Source organism: uncultured Bacteroides sp., assembly GCF_947632445.1.
Classification (GTDB): domain Bacteria; phylum Bacteroidota; class Bacteroidia; order Bacteroidales; family Bacteroidaceae; genus Bacteroides.
Genome location: NZ_CANRPM010000058.1, coordinates 1 through 17,705, shown reverse-complemented (window position 1 = coordinate 17,705; position 17,705 = coordinate 1). Strand labels below are relative to the sequence as shown.

Genomic DNA, 17,705 nt, shown 5'->3' with positions numbered 1-17,705 from the left:
GCTGCTGTACATCTTTGCCGTCTTTTTTGTCACAAAGATATCTCGCTTTCTCTCTATGCCCTTTTTTGACCACTAACAGCGGAAACATATTTTTGCGCTCTGAGCCTTAAAGTGTTAAAGTGGCAGGAAACGTGCATAAATGCTAAATTGTCAGCCTATGCCGTTAACCGCTGTTAAGCTCAAAAAAGGCTTTGTTAAAAGAGGACAAAAAAGACTGACAGGGTGAATAACTGAATAGTTTTTGTCGTTATTTTAACGTCATAAAGTTAAAACAAAGTCGAATATTAACATTTTAAAGAGATAAGATTTATGAAACGGACAGTAAAAATGGTAATGGGAGTCGCCGCCGGCGTACTTCTGAGTTCCGCGATAGGTGGCTTTACCGCCTATAAGTTAATGGCGAAGCAACAGACGGAAAACGCGACGTTCAGTGAGCTTTTCCAGCAAAATCCCGATAATATAAGGTTGGCAGGTCTGAGTGCTGTCAATGCGCAGCCTATTGATCTGACCCAAGCCGCCGAAAGTTCGGTACATGCTGTGGTGCATATCCGCGCTACAGAGCTGAGCAAGACGCGCACGGTGCAGGTGCAACCTGACTTTTTCGACTTCTTCTTTGGCGACGGACGCGGCCAGCAGCGTCAGATTCAGACACAGCCGCGTGTGGGCTTCGGTTCGGGTGTCATCATCTCGAAGGATGGTTACATCGTGACGAACAACCACGTAGTCGAAGGAGCTGACGAAATTACCGTGAAGCTTAACGACGAACGCGAATTGAAAGGACGTGTCATTGGTACCGACCCCGACACCGACTTGGCCTTGCTGAAGGTCGAAGGTGACGATTTTCCCACCATTCCTGTGGGCAATTCGGACGACCTGAAGGTAGGCGAATGGGTATTGGCCGTAGGTAACCCGTTCAATTTGAATTCTACTGTGACGGCAGGTATCGTAAGTGCCAAGGCTCGTTCCATCGGTACGACGGCTGCTAACGGACAGGCAGCCAGCATCCAGTCGTTCATTCAGACCGATGCCGCTATTAACTCAGGTAACAGTGGTGGTGCCTTAGTCAACGCTGCGGGCGAGCTGGTAGGTATTAATGCCATGCTTTATTCACCTACGGGTGCCTATTCGGGCTATGGTTTTGCCATTCCTACCAACCTGATGACGAAAGTCGTTTCCGACCTGAAACAATACGGTACTGTACAGCGTGCATTGTTGGGCATTAAGGGCGGTGACTTTACGACCGACCTGCAGATGAACAACGAAGTGGTGAAGGAGATGGAGAAACGTATGGAAGAGCTGGGCGTGAAGGACGGTATCCTGGTGGCTGAAGTTATCGAAGGTGGTTCGTCTGCCGGCATCCTAAAGGAAAACGATGTCATCATCAAGCTGGATGGCAAGAAGTTGCATAAGTTCACTGAGTTGCAGGAGGCTCTGTCCAAGCACCGTCCGGGCGACAAGGTGCAGCTGACCATTGTCCGCGACAAGAAGGAAAAAGAAGTGACCATCACGCTGAAAAACGCTCAGGGCAACACGAAGGTTGTCAAGAATGCCGGTATGGAAATCCTGGGTGCCGCCTTCAAGCCGATTGACGCCGACTTGCGCCGCCAGCTCAACTTAGGTTATGGCCTCGAAGTGACGGGCGTCAGCGGTGGGAAGATGGCCGATGCAGGCATCCGCAAGGGCTTCATCATCCTGAAAACCAACGGCGAACCGATGAAGACTGTCGAGGATTTGGAGAGTGTACTGAAGGCCGCTACACAGACGCCTGAACAAGTGCTCTTCATCACCGGTATGTTCCCCTCAGGCAAGCGTGCCAGCTACGCAGTGGACTTAGGGCAGGAATAAAAGATTGGGTATTAGGAATAAAACAGGTTAGACAGTTGATAAGGTAAGAAGATTGAACTTTGTTTAATTTATCTTGTAAGTGGTGCCGGCAAAGAACTTGTCGGCACTCTTTTTGTTACCTTTTGTAAGGAGCCTGAAAGGTGTTTCCCGGATTTTTTGTTGAACTTGGCAAAAAGATGGCAAAAGATGGGCACTAATCCGATTTTTTGTCGTAGCTTTGTCGCCCCAATATGTATATAGAAGAATGAGACAACTGAAAATTACCAAAAGTATCACTAACCGAGAGAGCGCTTCTTTGGACAAGTATTTGCAGGAAATCGGACGTGAGGACCTCATTACCGTCGAAGAAGAAGTGGAGCTTGCTCAGCGCATCCGCAAGGGTGACCGTGTTGCATTGGAGAAACTGACACGTGCCAATCTGCGTTTCGTCGTATCTGTTGCAAAACAGTATCAGAACCAGGGCTTGAGTCTGCCCGACTTGATCAACGAAGGCAATTTGGGTCTGATTAAAGCAGCCGAAAAGTTCGATGAGACACGTGGTTTCAAGTTTATCAGCTACGCGGTGTGGTGGATACGCCAGTCCATTCTGCAAGCCTTGGCCGAACAGTCGCGTATCGTGCGCCTGCCACTCAACCAGGTAGGCTCGCTGAACAAGATCAGCAAAGCCTTCTTCAAGTTCGAGCAGGAGAACGAGCGCCGTCCGTCGCCCGAAGAGTTAGCCGATGAGTTGGGAATTCCTGTTGACAAAATCTCCGATACGTTGAAGGTGTCCGGCCGCCACATATCGGTTGATGCGCCTTTCGTCGAGGGAGAGGACAACAGTCTGCTGGATGTTTTGGTAAATGACGATTCGCCTATGGCTGACCGCTCGTTGGTGGACGAGTCTCTTGCAAGGGAAATTGATAGAGCGCTTTCTACGCTGACCGAACGTGAAAAGGAGATCATCCAGATGTTCTTTGGCATCGGACGACAGGAAATGACCTTGGAGGAAATCGGCGACAAATTCGGACTGACCCGTGAACGTGTACGCCAAATCAAGGAAAAAGCTATCAGAAGATTAAGACAAGGTGATCGTAGCAAATTGCTCAAATCTTACTTGGGATGAGTGGAAACATCGGTTTCCGACAAACCAGAAGAAGTAATAAATCGGAATTATTGAAATCAGAAAGACGTATGAAATACATTCGACTGATTATGGCGGTGGCTCTGACTTTCTTGATGTGTTCCGCCTTTACGATGAAAAGAGACAAGGAAAAGCCCGTGTATGTTTTTGGCGTGGCAGCTTCGTTCACCGACACACTGGTCTATTATACTGACATCCAGTTGCTGGACAGCGTATATCTCGACCAGCATGGCTTTTTGCCCCGGCGCGACCTGTATTCCTACCAGCTGAAGAACCATCTGGAATATAATTTGGAGAAGTTCAACTATACGTGCGTCATCTATTTTTCCAACAACAAGAAGAAACTTGAGAAAGAGGCTTCTAAAGTGAAGTCGGGCTATCTGAAAAGCAAACAGACCTTGCGGCCGATTGACGCTTCGGAGTTTCAGTTCAAAAAAACAGAAGAATGAGGTTGTACAGAGATATGTTTTTATGAAATAAATAATAGAGTTTCCTGCGATGAAACATTGGTTTCTATTCCCCATCGTCCTGTTTCCTTTTCTGCTGACGTCCTGTCACAAAGATGATGAACCCGAAACAATACCTTATAGGCGGACGGTTTTGGTCTATCTGGCTGCCGACAACAATCTTTCTTCCTTTGCCTTGAACGATTTGAAGGAAATGAAGGAAGGCATGGCGCAGGTATCCGACGGTATGCTTCATCTGCTCGTCTACATTGACACAGGCAGTTCGCCCCGCCTCATAGAGCTAAAGAAGCAGAACGACGAGGTGGTGGAAGACGTGATACGCACCTACGACGACCGCAATTCCGTGGGTTTGGACGAGACGCGCGAAGTCTTTACCGATGTATTTTCCAATCCCGATTTCAAAGCCGAAGGTTACGGCCTGATTTACTGGTCGCACGCCGACGGGTGGATTCCTTACGGACCTTCGACCCGCTGGGTAGGTCAGGACACTACCGACGGTACTCACTACATGAATATCTCCGAGCTGGTGACGGTCCTTCAGTCGGTGCCCCATCTTGATTTCCTTATGTTTGATGCCTGCTTCATGGCTTCTGTTGAGGTAGCCTACGAGTTGCGTAGCTTTACAGACTACTACATCGGTTCGCCTACCGAAACTCCAGGTCCCGGTGCTCCCTACGAACGCTTAGTCCCCCTAATGTCGGCTGAGCAAGCTGCGGTCGAGATGTCCAAAGCCTATTTCGACTTCTACTATAAAATCTATAAGGACGGTATCGGCATTTCCAGCACCCATTGGACGGGCGGTACATCCATCAGCGTTATTCGCACCGACGCCTTGGAACAGTTAGCCTCACTCACCGCCCGGCTCTTGCCGGAAGAGGAGGTGGATATTGATGTCTTGAAAGAGGAAGTTTTCGACTACGATGTCAGGCCGCGCGACTATGTGGGCTATTTCGACCTGAAACAACTCATGGAGCAGGTGCTCGATGATGCTTCGTATGCTGCGTGGATACAAACGTTAAATACCGCTATTGCCGATTGGAACTCTACACCCAAAAATTACTCTCAGTTTGTCGGCATGTTCTCTATCCCTGTGAAGGATACCAAAGGAATCACCCATTACATCCCCGGCAGCAGCATTCAGCGCGATGCAGCCTACCGTTCCCTGCAATGGTATCGCGACGCAGGGTTGGAGAAGTTGGGGTGGTAATTGGCCTGCCTTTGCTGTCGGTCGAGGCAGTGGGCGGGGAGTGTTGTAGCGGAATCTTGAAGGGAGAACTTGTTTTTCGGAGAGTTCTTTCTATAGAATTGAGCCGATAATTATTGGATACTACAAAAGAAGAACGATATGCAAAAGCTGTTGTCATTGCCCCCTAACTTAGTGGAGGCTTTCTCCGAACTGGAACATGTGGACACGAACGAATGGTTTTGTACCTCCGATCCTGTCGGCATGAAACTGGGTTCGGGTGGCGGCACTACTTGGCTCCTGCGCCAGTGGGAGCAGAACCGTTCCGCTGAGGCTAAGGCCGAGAAGCGCATCCTCCTTCATGCCGGCGGACAGAGTCGCCGTCTTCCTTCCTATGCCCCATCTGGTAAGATACTGACGCCCCTGCCTGTCTTTCGCTGGGCACGCGGTCAGCGGCTGGGTCAACATCTGCTCTCCCTGCAACTCCCCTTGTATGAAAAGATAATGGAGCGTGCTCCCAAGTCGCTTCGCACCCTTATAGCCAGCGGCGACGTTTATATCTGCGCTGAAGAGCCCTTGCAAGAGATTCCTGAGGCCGATGTGGTGTGCTACGGCTTGTGGGTGGATCCTGTACTGGCCACCCATCACGGTGTGTTCGTCTCCAGCCGTAAGGAGCCCGAAGTGCTCGATTTTATGCTTCAAAAACCTTCGCTGACCGAGCTCGAAGCCCTGTCACAAACCCATCTCTTCTTAATGGATATCGGTATCTGGCTATTGAGCGACCGTGCTGTCGAGCTGCTCAAGAAGCGCTCGCTCAAGGTCGAAGGAGCGATTGACCCTGCCGTATCTTGGTTCGATCTGCGCGACTACGACCTCTACTCTGATTTTGGTCGGGCACTGGGTGCCCATCCGAGCATCGTGGACGACGAGCTGAACGCCTTGTCGGTGGCTATCCTGCCCCTGCCGGGTGGCGAGTTCTATCATTACGGAACCGGCCGCGAGCTGCTTTCGAGTACCGTCTCCTTGCAGAACAAGGTGTATGACCAGCGTCAGATTATGCATCACAAGGTGAAACCTAACCCTGCCATCTTTACTCAAAACGCCGAAGTGGGTGTCAGGTTTTCCGAAGCCAATGACAGCGTGTGGATAGAAAACAGCTGTGTGCCTGCTTCGTGGGAGGTGGGTGCCCGTCAGATCATTACGGGCGTGCCCCGCAACGATTGGCCGCTCGTCTTGCAGGACGGCATCTGCATCGACATTGTGCCTCTGCAGAGTGGGGGATGGACGGTGCGTCCCTATGGCTTCGACGATGCTTTCAAGGGTGCATTGGACGATGAGAACACCCTTTATCAGGGCCATCCCTTCAAATTTTGGCTGGAGTGCCGCGAGTTGACGCTGGATGATGTGCCCGGCCGTCATGACGATATTCAGGCCGCCGCTCTCTTCCCTGTGGTTCACGACGTGGAGACAATGGGGCAGATGGTGCGCTGGATGACGTCCGAACCCCTTCTGTGGGAGATGCGCCAGATGTGGTTGGATGCTGAACGTCTCTCGGCCGATGAGATTTCCGCCCGTGCCGACCTGCGCCGTCTCTATGCCCAGCGCGAAGCTTTTGTCAGGGAGAATTGGAAGTTGCTGGCTGCGAACTACGAGAAGAGCGTCTTCTATCAGCTCGACTTGGCCGACGCTGCGCGTGAATATCATCGTCTTGGCCTGCCGAAGCCGGCCCCACTGTCTGACGATGCTCCGCTGATGCAACGCATCCATAACCGCATGCTTCGTGCGCAGGTGGACAAGCTGGACGGCGCCGATTATAAGACTGACGAACAGGCTGCCTTCGGCCTGCTTCGCGAAGGTCTGCTGGCCGACCTCTACAAACACAAGAGCCACCCCGTACTCAACGTCTATAGCGACCAAATTGTGTGGGGAAGAAGCCCTGTGCGCGTCGACATGGCAGGCGGATGGACCGACACGCCTCCCTATTCGCTCTTGGCGGGCGGGCATGTGGTGAACATTGCCGTCGAGCTCAACGGCCAGCCGCCCCTGCAGGTGTATGTCAAGCCTTGCAAGGACTTTCACATCATCCTCCGCTCCATCGACATGGGAGCCATGGAGGTCATCCGTACATACGAGGAATTGCATGATTATTGTCAGATAGGCTCGCCCTTTTCCATTCCCAAAGCGGCATTGGTGCTGGCGGGCTTTTCACCCAAGTTCTCTGAGGTAGCCTATGCTACGTTGGCTGAACAACTCCAGGCCTTTGGTACAGGCATCGAAATCACGCTCCTATCAGCCATCCCGGCGGGTTCAGGGTTGGGCACCAGCTCCATCCTGGCTTCTACTGTCTTGGGTTCGTTGAGCGATTTCTGCGGCCTGTCGTGGGACAAGAACGAGGTGTGCCGCCGCACTCTTGCCCTCGAACAACTGCTTACTACGGGCGGCGGTTGGCAAGATCAGTATGGCGGTGTGCTTCAGGGCATCAAGCTTCTGCAGACGGAACCGGGCTTCGTCCAGCAGCCTTTGGTGCGTTGGCTGCCCGACCACCTTTTTGTTCAGCCTGAATATCGTGCCTGCCACCTGCTCTACTATACAGGCATCACTCGCACGGCCAAAGGTATCTTGGCGGAGATTGTCCGCTCAATGTTCCTTAATTCGGGGCCTCACCTTTCCTTGCTGGCCGAGATGAAAGTGCATGCGCTCGACCTGGCCGAAGCCATCCAGCGCAACGACTTCAAAGCTTTCGGCAAGCTGGTGGGCAAGACATGGATGCAAAACAAGGCATTAGACAGCGGTACCAATCCACCGGCCGTAGAAGAGATTATTAACAAAATCAAGGATTATACGCTGGGCTGCAAGTTGCCGGGCGCGGGTGGGGGAGGCTACCTCTACATGGTGGCCAAAGATCCGCAGGTCGCCCTTCGCATCCGAGAGACATTGACCCGCGAGGCACCCAATCCACGCGCCCGCTTCGTCGAGATGTCTCTGTCTGACAAAGGTTTCCAAGTGTCGAGGTCTTGATTTTAAATGATAATTAACGTGAGTTCGATATAAGAATGAATATATTTATCTGATTAATAGAAACGTAGCTGTAAAAGCATTACATTTATAGTGTCAAGCTATTACATTTAAACGATTGTCACTATGTTTTCGGAGTCTGAAGTTATAGAGATTTGTTGGGAATAAATATCGGATGACCATAAAAAAGGGAGGACAACAAACATCCTCCCTTTTTATCAGCTATCTTGTCTATGAAAGCTTCCAAATCACTTTGGAAATAATCCGGGAGGGGTTCAAAATAGTCCTGTCACATCAAGTAACAGATTATCAATAAATTAGTGCGACACCTTAGTACCTTTGGTAAACATTTCCGCGAAAAATAAAAAATACCTTTCCTTTAAAGGCAGCCTATTTTTTATTTTATTTCAAAAAAGTTTGCACAGCTGCTGTCACTGTCGCAGCAACCGACTGTATATCAACAAATTAGTGTGACAGGACTGTTTTATTCGTGATAAAACCCCGTTTTTCTTCCATCTTTTTTCACGGGCAATTCATTCCGTCCTGACGCCGTGCTTGCTGACCCTCTGACGAAGTGCTTCGTCTCCTCCTCATAAAGCACTGCATGACACCCTCACGCAGCACTGCGTCGGGACTTTAGGAAGTGCTGCGTGACAGCGGAAGGGAATAGAAATTTCATTGCCGATTCATCGTCAGTTATCGCAGCCTGTTGCTGCATTGAAAAGAAACCCGCCATTGAAATGAACTTTATCAAGGACGGGCAACTTTGCTATTTTTTGATTTTATGTCGAACTCACGTTAATTAAGAATGCTTTGTAGAGAAATAATTCTCCATTACTCATGGTGATAGGGGCTTCCGTTCAGGATGGACATGGCGCGATAGAGCTGTTCCACGAAGATAAGCCGCACCATCTGATGGGAAAAAGTCATGCGTGAGATCGACATCTTCTCGTGGGCTGTCTCGTAGACCTTCGGTGCGAAGCCGTAGGGCCCTCCGATAACGAAAACCAGCCGCTTGTTCACCGTATTCATTTTGTGCTTCATGTAGTCGGCAAACTCCATGGAGCGCATTTCTTTTCCTCCTTCGTCGAGCAGCACCACAACGTCGCCCGGCTGGAGCGCTTTTAGGATCAGTTCGCCTTCCTTTTCTTTCTGCACTTCTTCGGACAGGCTTTTGGTATTCTTCAGTTCGGGGATTACCTCCATGTCGAACGACAGGTAGTGTTTTGTGCGTTGCACGTAATCGGCAATGGCAGTAATGAAATGAGGCTCAATGGTTTTTCCTACAACAAGCAGAATGGTTTTCATACGTCTTTGAGGTTGGTTTGGCGCACAAAAGTACGACTTTTCTTGCGTTTTCTTACAATAAATTTCTACCTTTGCGTGGGTAAACGCTTGTGATATGAAGAAACAGGTTCTCTTTGTATTGTTCTGCTTATGGACGGGGGTGGCTGCACTGATGGCGCAGGAAATCCCTGCCGAAGTGTTGACAGCCTTTCAAAAGGGAAGTCCCAAGGGACTGACCCGTTATATGGGTGACAAAGTCGAGTTAGTTATTTTGAATGAGACAACCCATGTCGATAAAGAAAAAGCCTCAGATATTCTATCGGATTTTTTTGCCAAAAACGAGGTAAACCGCTTTGATGTCAAGCATCAAGGCAAACGGAATGAGTCCGGCTTCATTGTCGGCACGATGCAGACGGGCAGAGGAACATTTCGTGTGAATTGTTTTCTTAGAAAGGTAAATAGCAATTACATTATACATCAAATAAGAATTGATAAGACGAATGAATAAGGAACAAGAACTGATAGACAGGCTGATAGACTTGGCTTTTGCGGAAGACATAGGCGACGGCGACCATACCACCCTCTCGTGTATTCCTGAGACGGCGATGGGCAAGTCGAAGTTGCTGATTAAAGAAGCAGGCATCTTAGCCGGCATTGAGGTAGCCAAGGAAGTGTTCCGCCGCTTTGACTCCACCATGAAGGTGATGGTTTACATCAATGACGGTGCCGAAGTGAAGCCCGGCGACGTGCCCATGATTGTGGAAGGCAAGGTGCAGTCGCTTCTCCAGACAGAGCGTCTGATGCTGAACATCATGCAGCGTATGAGCGGCATCGCCACCATGACCCACAAGTATCAGGAGCGTCTCAAAGGAACGCATACCCGCGTACTTGATACCCGTAAGACCACTCCCGGCATGCGCATCCTCGAAAAGATGGCCGTCAAGATAGGAGGAGGGGTGAACCATCGCATCGGCCTTTTCGACATGATCCTGCTGAAAGACAATCACGTGGACTTTGCAGGCGGCATTGACAAGGCTATCACCCGCGCAAAAGAATATTGCAAGGCCAAGGGAAAGAACCTGAAGATAGAAATCGAAGTGCGTAACTTCGACGAACTCCGACAGGTGCTTGATTTGGGAGGCATAGACCGTATCATGTTCGACAACTTCACGCCTGAGATGACCCGCAAGGCCGTCGAAATGGTGGGCGGCCGCTACGAAACGGAGTCATCGGGCGGCATCACGTTCGACACCCTGCGCGACTATGCCGAGTGTGGCGTCGACTTCATCTCTGTTGGTGCCTTGACTCACTCCGTGAAGGGACTCGACATGAGTTTCAAGGCTTGTTGATTTTCATATTGATTAGATAACAGGATTTGCCTTTCATAGATTGTCTGATTGCAGGGCAGTTTATGAAAGGCTTTTTCTTTTCTGTTCATGTGTATGGAGACGTAAATAGGTCTCTATCTTTAACTTCTTTTTAATCTTAGAATTGCAGCATTTGGACAGATGCTGCGTCTAACAGACAAAAGACGCGGGGAAGCGTCCGTAAAAGGTTGGCATTGGATTGTGAAATAGGGCTGGTTGAAGGGTGTCGGGCAGGCGATAATGCTGCTCGGAAAGAATTGTACACTCTTTATTCCCGCCAGATGCTGGCCGTGTGCTATCGTTATGTGGGTGATATTGATGAAGCCCACGATGTGTTGCACGACGGTTTCATCAAGATCTTTTCCAATTTCACCTTTCGGGGCGAATGTTCGCTGGTCACGTGGATGACGCGCGTGATGATGACACAAGCCATCGACTACCTGCGGCGTAAGCAACGCTTCAATCAGTTAATAGTCAGTGACACCCAATTGCCTGACATGGCGGATGAAGCGGATGTCGCGGAAAGTGGAAGCCGGTTGTCTGAGGAAATATTGATGCAGTTTGTGGCCGAATTGCCCGACGGATGCCGAACAGTCTTCAACCTGTATGTGTTCGAGGAAAAGTCGCACAAGGAGATAGCCCGCCTGCTTCACATCAAGGAACATTCTTCCACCTCGCAACTCCACAGGGCCAAAAATTTGTTAGCAAAGAGAATAAAAGAATATACAGAACATGAAAGGAAATAACGAAGAAATTGTCGGATTGTTCCGTCAGAAGTTAGGCGGGTCGGAGATGCCTGTCAACGAGGGCTTTTGGGAAGCATTGGAGCGCGATTTGCCCGCTTCAGGCATTCCTGAAAGCAAGCGTCGTATCTTGTCTCCTGTGTTTTATAGGATAGCAGTCGCCGCCTCGGTTGTGTTGGTGCTGGGCATGGCGTCGGCTGCCTTCTGGCTCTTTTCTCCGAGAGAGGAGATGAGAGGAACCTTTACGCAGTTGCCGCCATTCGTGCCCGGCGTAGAGGAAACGGCTCCTGCGCTCCCTTCCGCAGGGCAGATGCAACCTGTGTCGGCTGCTTCAGATGTTGCTGAAGATGAGGACGAACAGACGATGTCTGTACATGTCTCCATCCGCGTCACACAGCAGGTGTATGGCCATATAGGACGAAACAAGCCGGGCGGCTATCATGCTGTCTCATCGGCCGGAGACATGTCGGCACAAGAAGCCGATTCGTCACCGCAGGCAGAGGAAAAAACCTTTTCCAAGTCTGCGTTGAAACCGCGCAACTGGGCCTTAAAGGTCTACGTGGGCAGTTCATTGCCCGATGGCGATTTCAGGATGCCTTTGACGACGGGAATCAACGTAGAACGTCGGCTAAACAAATGCTTTTCACTGGAAGCGGGGCTGCAATACAATCGCCTGCACGACGCGGCTGTGCCGGAAGGCAGTCACACCTACCATACGCTTTCCATCCCCGTGAGACTGAATGTAAACCTGGCAGGCAATGACAAAGTCGACCTTTATGCTATGGCGGGCGGAAGCGTGGAGAAGTGTGTGGCCGGAGCCGAGAACAACAGCTTCGGAGCCGAACCCCTGCAACTGGCCGCTTTGGCGGGAGTAGGGGTACGCTACAAATTGAACGACCGCTTTGCCCTTTTTGCCGAGCCGATGCTGACCTACCATTTCGATACGGATTCTTCCACCCGTACCCTGCGGACGGAACGTCCTGCCAATTTCAATCTTTTGTGCGGTGTACGCATGACATACTAACCGATAAAACTCAACGACTATGACTACCACATTAAAATCCCTGTTATACAGTCTCCTTGCAGGTTGGCTGTTGACGTTGGCACTGACTTTCACGGCGTGCCATGCCGAAACTTTCGATTCTGAAAATCCCGATGTCGACCTTTTTGTCGACCAGCTTCGGTCAGGTAAATACCACGCCGACGGAGAAGATGCCTTAGGCAAGCTGCCCAAGTTTACCCGTGCGGATATCAGCCGCCTTCTGAGGTATGCCGACGACCTGACACTCATCCCTTCCTTTCCTTTGGCTACGGCCTCTTATTCGGCATCCGGCAGGCTTCGCTTGGGTGAATGTATTCTTTGGACGGTGGAGACCATTCGTCTGGGGCATCATGCGTCGATGGGGTGCAAGATGGTGCATACCGATGCGGACAACTACGAAGGCATCTACTTCCTCTCCGACGAAGAAGTGCTTGACGCTGCCGTCCGATACCGCCGCTGGTGGGAGAGCCGCAAGTATCCGCGTACCATGTGGACGATAGATCCCTGCTACGACGAGCCTCTCTGCGGCAGCGGATACATGTGGTGGTAAACCCGGTTGCGTACCCATTTCCCGATCGCATTGTGAAACGTTTCCGATACCTGTACGGGTTGCTTTGGCTGACTGTTCTTCCCCTTCATGCGCAAGGTTGGACGAAAGCCGACTCCCTCCGCCTCTGGCAGCTGCTTCAGTCCGACGGGGAGATTATCCTCAGACCGGACATCCTGAAGGAAGTGGACGAACCCCTTTGGGAAAGCCCCGAAGTCGTCGGGTCGAAGTCATGGCTTGAGGTGGACGGAACGTTGCCTTCCGTGCAGGGCATCCGTCCGCGCAAGGTGAAACTGACTCTCTTTCCCTATACGGCAAGCACGCCCTATAACTGGGATCCGGTAAGGCAATGCAAGATAAAAGTCGGCAAGCATACCTGGCGCAACGATCCTTTCTACGAACTGAAGACGAGAACCATTTACTCTAATTGGGCCCGGTCGCCGCTCGATGCCGGCCCGCGCGAGACGGTCGAACAGATAGAAGCCACCGGCCTCCGCTATGTGGTAGTGGGGCGTGTGGCCAACCGGGTCGTTCTCGGATGGCAGGCCGTCGGCCCTCCTTCGGGTTATAGCCTGATGCCCGACAAGGGAGCCTGGAATATCCGTGCCCGCAAGCGAAGGGCGCGGACGCTGGAAGTTCTCCGCATGTACGCCGACTCCATCCGTGACCGATAGTGAAGAAAACCGTACTTCCCATACCGCCTGTGCAGCCGGTATATTCCACATATTTTACTTAAATCTTGCTAACAGGCCAACAAAACGGGAAAAAGGATACTATAAATCAGTAAAAACTGCTAACTTTGGGCAATTTTTTAAAACTCTAAATAAAATAATGGCATGAGAGAAATGATTAAACCGGCAACAGGACGCTTGGGCGTACTGGTCGTAGGAGTGGGTGGCGCCGTAGCTACCACTATGATTACAGGTGTATTGGCAGCCCGCAAGGGACTGGCAAAGGCAATCGGTTCGATAACCCAGATGGCCACAATGAAAATGCAGGACGGCAAGGTGCATCCGGTCAAAGAGATCGTTCCCCTGGCCGACCTGAACGACATCGTATTCGGAGGTTGGGACATCTTTGCCGACGATGCCTACGAGGCAGCCATGTATGCCGAAGTGTTGAAGGAGAAAGATCTGAACTTGGTGAAAGACGAGCTGAAAGCCATTCGTCCGATGAAGGCCGCTTTCGACCATAATTTTGCCAAACGTCTGAACGGCACGCACATCAAGTCGGCCGCCACGCGCTGGGACATGGTGGATCAGCTCCGTCAGGACATCCGCGAGTTTAAGGCTGCCAACGGTTGCGAACGCATCGTCGTGTTGTGGGCGGCAAGTACGGAAATCTTCGTGCCCCTTTCCGACGAACACAAGTCGCTTGCTGCGTTAGAGAAGGCTATGAAGGAGAACAACACGGAGGTAATCTCGCCGAGCATGTGCTACGCCTATGCGGCCATAGCCGAAGGAGCTCCTTTCGTGATGGGCGCTCCCAACCTCTGCGTAGACACGCCCGCCATGTGGGAATTTTCCAAGAAGATGAACGTGCCCATCGCAGGCAAGGACTTCAAGAGCGGGCAGACGCTGATGAAGACCGTGCTGGCTCCGATGTTCAAGACGCGCATGCTGGGCGTGAGCGGATGGTTCTCTACCAACATCCTCGGCAATCGCGACGGCGAAGTACTCGACCAGCCCGAAAACTTCAAGACGAAGGAAGTGAGCAAGCTGTCGGTCATCGACAACATCTTCGAACCCGAAAAATTCCCCGACCTCTACGGCAATGTCTACCACAAGGTACGCATCAACTACTATCCGCCCCGCAAGGATAACAAGGAGGCATGGGACAACATCGACATCTTCGGCTGGATGGGTTATCCGATGGAAATCAAGGTCAACTTCCTGTGCCGCGACTCGATTCTGGCCGCACCTATCGCACTCGACCTGGTGCTCTTCAGCGACTTGGCCCTGCGTGCAGGCATGTGTGGCATCCAGACGTGGCTTTCGTTCTTCTGCAAGAGCCCGATGCACGACTTCGAACACGAGCCGGTGCACGACCTCTTCCAGCAGTGGCGCATGGTGAAGCAGACGATCCGCGGCATGGTGGGCGAGAAAGAACCCGGCTATCTTGACTAAGGGACGGATGACAGAAAGCAATGGTATAAAATAGGAGAGAGGGTGTACGCCGACGGTTACAGACCGTTTCAGTGGTGTACACCCTCTTTTGTGTAAAACAGAGAGACAAGACAATGGACAGACCGCCTTTCCTTCCGATGCTGATAGGCACGGGTTTCGGTTCGGGCTTTTCGCCGGTGGCACCCGGCACAGCCGGTGCGCTGCTGGCTGCCGGAACGTGGTATCTTCTCTCGTTCCTCCTATCGGGAGGGGCGTTGTGGTGGACGACGCTGGTCCTGATTGCCGTGTTTACTCCGGCAGGCGTATGGGCGGCCGACCGTCTGGAGCCTTTCTGGGGCGAAGACCCTTCGCGGGTGGTCGTCGACGAAATGGCAGGTGTCTGGATCAGCCTGCTGGCGGCTCCTGCCGGACATGCGGGATATGGTCTGGCCGCCTTTGCACTCTTCCGCTTCTTCGACATATTCAAGCCGCTTGGCATCCGCCGGATGGAGAAGCTGCCCGGAGGATGGGGCGTGATGACGGACGATATTTTGGCGGGCATCTACGGTCTTGTCATATTGGCAGCATTCAGATGGATAACCGGATGACAGCAGACGGAGGAGGACGCAGGCATCGGCGCAGGGAAATGTGGATGTTCTGCAAGGCGCAGGTATCGGCCTGGCTTGCGAGCGCCGTCGACTTTTTGGTCACCATCGTGCTGGCCAAGTTCTGCGGCCTCTTCTACCTGTATGCCACCTTTATCGGCTCGGTTGCGGGAGGCGTCACGAACTGCGTGGTCAATTACGGATGGGTGTTTCATGCCGGAGAATGCCGGAAAGCCTGGGTCGCCGTGAAGTACCTGTTTGTCTGGGGAATGAGTATTCTGCTCAACACCGGCGGCACCTTTCTCCTGACCGAATGGCTCACGGGAATGGACCGCACGGAGCATCTGCCCGCCTGTCTGGCCGACAACCTCTTCATCTTTGCGAAGGGACTGGTGGCCGTGACCGTAGCCCTCGTCTGGAACTACGGCATGCAGCGGACGTTTGTCTACCGCAACTTCCACCTCAGACGCCTTTTCGCGAAAGGGAAGCAGCCGCCGCAAGACTTGGAACATGATTAATTATTTATGCTGTATGAACTATAGAGACTATTTGCAACAGTTGGTTTACAGGATTATCAATCCTGTCGTGCACGGCCTGATCAAGGCGGGGGTCACTCCCAATTTCATTACGACTACGGGACTGGTGCTGAACATCGCGGCCGCCGTCCTCTTTGTGTATGCCGGGTTTGCCGGCGGAAGCACGGCGTCGGCCTGGGCCGGATGGGCGGGCGGCATCGTATTGTTCGCCGGACTGTTCGACATGATGGACGGACGGGTTGCCAGGGTAGGGAACATGTCGTCCACTTTCGGCGCCCTGTACGATTCCGTGCTCGACCGTTACAGCGAGCTTTTCACCCTTTTCGGCATCCTCTACTTCCTGCTGCTGCGGGGCTATCTCTGGGGCAGCATCGTGGCGGGTGCGGCCATCGTCGGTTCGCTGATGGTGAGCTACGTCCGCGCAAGGGCCGAGGGACTGGGGCTGGAGTGCAAGGTGGGTTTGATGCAACGTCCCGAACGGGTGGTGCTGACGGCCGTGGGAGCCATTTGCTGCGGTGTCTTCCGAAACTGCACGGCTTTCGACAGCGTATATTTCCTGACGGTTCCGCTGGCCCTCATTGCCGTACTGGCCAACTGGACGGCCTTTGTCCGAATCGACCATTGTCGCAAACTGCTGAAAAAGTAAGCTGAAAGATGAATACTTCCTTCCTGCCCAATCCGAAAGAGAGCATGTGGGTGCTCCTGACCCTCGTCCTCTACATGGCACTGACGTGGGTGTTCGTCGGCATCCGTGCCGACCATTTCGTGGTGGTGGGCGTCTTCCTGGCGCTCTACTACGCGGGACTGCCCACCCGCAAGCTGGCCTTTGCCCTGATTCCCTTCATCCTCTTCGCCATGTCCTACGACTGGATGCGGGTGTACCCTAACTACCGGCTGAACCCCATCGACGTGCAAGGCCTATACGAAGCCGAGAAGAGCCTCTTCGGCATCGGGGCGGACGGCCGCACGCTGATACCCGGCGAATACTTCCTTCTCCACCACCGGCCCCTGCTCGACATCCTGGCCGGCCTCTTCTACCTCTGCTGGGTGCCCGTCCCACTTGCCTTCGGGCTGTGGATGTTCTTCAAGGGGCGGCGCAGCATCTACCTGCGTTTCGCGATGGCCTTCCTGCTGGTCAACCTGGTAGGATTCGCCGGATACTACATCCATCCCGCCGCCCCGCCCTGGTATGCCATGAACTACGGCTTCGAACCGGTGCTGTCTACGCCGGGCAATGTGGCGGGCCTCGGCCGCTTCGACGAGCTGCTGGGCGTCCACATCTTCGAAGGTCTCTACGGACGCAACGCCAATGTCTTTGCCGCAGTTCCCTCGCTCCATGCCGCCTACATGGTTGTGGTGGTCTACTACGCCGTAGCGGCCCGATGCAATCCCCGGCTTATCTCCCTCTTCGCCTTCATTATGGCGGGCATCTGGTGGACGGCCGTCTATTCGGGACACCACTATATCATCGACGTCCTGCTGGGCATCCTCTGCGCCCTGACAGGCATCCTGCTCCTCGAAAAGTGGCTGTTGCGCCGCTGCAAAACTTTCCGGCTCTTCTTCCGGCGTTACGTCGATTACATTGAGCGGCCCGTCAGGTCGTGACCTGCATCCTCCCGGCTCTATTCTGACAGATGCGTATCTGTGCTCCTGACAGATGCGCATCTATGCTCCTGACAGATGCGTATCTACCGACTGACAGATGCGTATCTACCAACCGACAGATGCGTATCTACCAACCGACAGATGCGTATCTACCAACCGACAGATGCGTATCTACCGACTGACAGATGCGTATCTACCGACTGACAGATGCGTATCTACCGACTGACAGATGCGT

Annotated in this window: 17 protein-coding genes; 16 read left to right on the top strand and 1 reads right to left on the bottom strand. The window is 52.5% G+C overall.

Annotation, left to right across the window (positions count from 1 at the left end):
• The first annotated feature begins 309 nt into the window (after positions 1 to 309).
• The 5 genes from Q0Z70_RS10750 to Q0Z70_RS10730 all read left to right on the top strand — a co-directional run bounded on the left by Q0Z70_RS10750 (position 310) and on the right by Q0Z70_RS10730 (position 7,636).
• On the top strand, positions 310 to 1,845 hold the full coding sequence (locus Q0Z70_RS10750; RefSeq protein ID WP_298074403.1) for a Do family serine endopeptidase: 1,536 nt from the start codon (positions 310 to 312) through the stop codon (positions 1,843 to 1,845).
• A 244-nt stretch (positions 1,846 to 2,089) separates the two neighbouring features.
• Positions 2,090 to 2,950, top strand: coding sequence for an RNA polymerase sigma factor RpoD/SigA (locus Q0Z70_RS10745; protein ID WP_298074401.1), 861 nt, complete (start codon positions 2,090 to 2,092; stop codon positions 2,948 to 2,950).
• Positions 2,951 to 3,018: 68 nt separating this feature from the next.
• Complete coding sequence (locus Q0Z70_RS10740; RefSeq protein WP_298074399.1) at positions 3,019 to 3,417, top strand: hypothetical protein; 399 nt, start codon at positions 3,019 to 3,021, stop codon at positions 3,415 to 3,417.
• A gap of 49 nt (positions 3,418 to 3,466) precedes the next feature.
• Complete coding sequence (locus Q0Z70_RS10735) at positions 3,467 to 4,642, top strand: clostripain-related cysteine peptidase (RefSeq protein ID WP_298074397.1); 1,176 nt, start codon at positions 3,467 to 3,469, stop codon at positions 4,640 to 4,642.
• Positions 4,643 to 4,759: 117 nt separating this feature from the next.
• A complete protein-coding gene (locus tag Q0Z70_RS10730; RefSeq protein ID WP_298074404.1) occupies positions 4,760 to 7,636 on the top strand; it encodes a bifunctional fucokinase/fucose-1-phosphate guanylyltransferase in 2,877 nt (958 codons plus the stop codon).
• An 831-nt stretch (positions 7,637 to 8,467) separates the two neighbouring features.
• Here the strand turns inward: Q0Z70_RS10730 and rlmH are convergent.
• Positions 8,468 to 8,941, bottom strand: a complete 474-nt coding sequence (rlmH, locus tag Q0Z70_RS10725; protein WP_298074395.1) for a 23S rRNA (pseudouridine(1915)-N(3))-methyltransferase RlmH — start codon at positions 8,939 to 8,941, stop codon at positions 8,468 to 8,470.
• A 94-nt stretch (positions 8,942 to 9,035) separates the two neighbouring features.
• On the opposite strand from rlmH, the gene Q0Z70_RS10720 reads away from it, so the two are divergent.
• The 11 genes from Q0Z70_RS10720 (at position 9,036) to Q0Z70_RS10670 (ending at position 17,470) form a co-directional block, all read left to right on the top strand.
• The gene (locus Q0Z70_RS10720; protein WP_298074393.1) at positions 9,036 to 9,428 is read left to right on the top strand and encodes a DUF4783 domain-containing protein; all 393 of its coding nucleotides are present in this window, start codon (positions 9,036 to 9,038) and stop codon (positions 9,426 to 9,428) included.
• A complete protein-coding gene (nadC, locus tag Q0Z70_RS10715) occupies positions 9,421 to 10,269 on the top strand; it encodes a carboxylating nicotinate-nucleotide diphosphorylase (RefSeq protein WP_298074391.1) in 849 nt (282 codons plus the stop codon). The genes Q0Z70_RS10720 and nadC overlap by 8 nt, the downstream gene beginning before the upstream one ends.
• Before the next feature lie 212 nt (positions 10,270 to 10,481).
• Positions 10,482 to 11,033, top strand: a complete 552-nt coding sequence (locus Q0Z70_RS10710) for a sigma-70 family RNA polymerase sigma factor (RefSeq protein ID WP_298074389.1) — start codon at positions 10,482 to 10,484, stop codon at positions 11,031 to 11,033.
• Positions 11,020 to 12,054 (top strand): outer membrane beta-barrel protein, encoded by a 1,035-nt coding sequence (locus Q0Z70_RS10705; protein ID WP_298074387.1) that lies wholly within the window; start codon positions 11,020 to 11,022, stop codon positions 12,052 to 12,054. The genes Q0Z70_RS10710 and Q0Z70_RS10705 overlap by 14 nt, the downstream gene beginning before the upstream one ends.
• Before the next feature lie 19 nt (positions 12,055 to 12,073).
• The gene (locus tag Q0Z70_RS10700; protein WP_298074385.1) at positions 12,074 to 12,622 is read left to right on the top strand and encodes a DUF4943 family protein; all 549 of its coding nucleotides are present in this window, start codon (positions 12,074 to 12,076) and stop codon (positions 12,620 to 12,622) included.
• A gap of 32 nt (positions 12,623 to 12,654) precedes the next feature.
• The gene (locus Q0Z70_RS10695) at positions 12,655 to 13,293 is read left to right on the top strand and encodes a DUF4858 domain-containing protein (protein ID WP_298074383.1); all 639 of its coding nucleotides are present in this window, start codon (positions 12,655 to 12,657) and stop codon (positions 13,291 to 13,293) included.
• 162 nt (positions 13,294 to 13,455) lie between these two features.
• Positions 13,456 to 14,745, top strand: a complete 1,290-nt coding sequence (locus Q0Z70_RS10690) for an inositol-3-phosphate synthase (protein ID WP_298074381.1) — start codon at positions 13,456 to 13,458, stop codon at positions 14,743 to 14,745.
• A 113-nt stretch (positions 14,746 to 14,858) separates the two neighbouring features.
• The gene (locus Q0Z70_RS10685) at positions 14,859 to 15,332 is read left to right on the top strand and encodes a phosphatidylglycerophosphatase A (RefSeq protein ID WP_298074380.1); all 474 of its coding nucleotides are present in this window, start codon (positions 14,859 to 14,861) and stop codon (positions 15,330 to 15,332) included.
• Positions 15,317 to 15,847: a GtrA family protein gene (locus Q0Z70_RS10680; RefSeq protein ID WP_298074379.1), complete on the top strand. Its 531-nt coding sequence runs from the start codon at positions 15,317 to 15,319 to the stop codon at positions 15,845 to 15,847. The genes Q0Z70_RS10685 and Q0Z70_RS10680 overlap by 16 nt, the downstream gene beginning before the upstream one ends.
• 13 nt (positions 15,848 to 15,860) lie before the next feature.
• Entirely contained in the window at positions 15,861 to 16,511 is a 651-nt protein-coding gene (locus tag Q0Z70_RS10675) for a CDP-alcohol phosphatidyltransferase family protein (RefSeq protein ID WP_298074377.1), read from the top strand.
• Between the two features lie 8 nt (positions 16,512 to 16,519).
• Entirely contained in the window at positions 16,520 to 17,470 is a 951-nt protein-coding gene (locus Q0Z70_RS10670; RefSeq protein WP_298074375.1) for a phosphatase PAP2 family protein, read from the top strand.
• Positions 17,471 to 17,705: the final 235 nt, after the last annotated feature.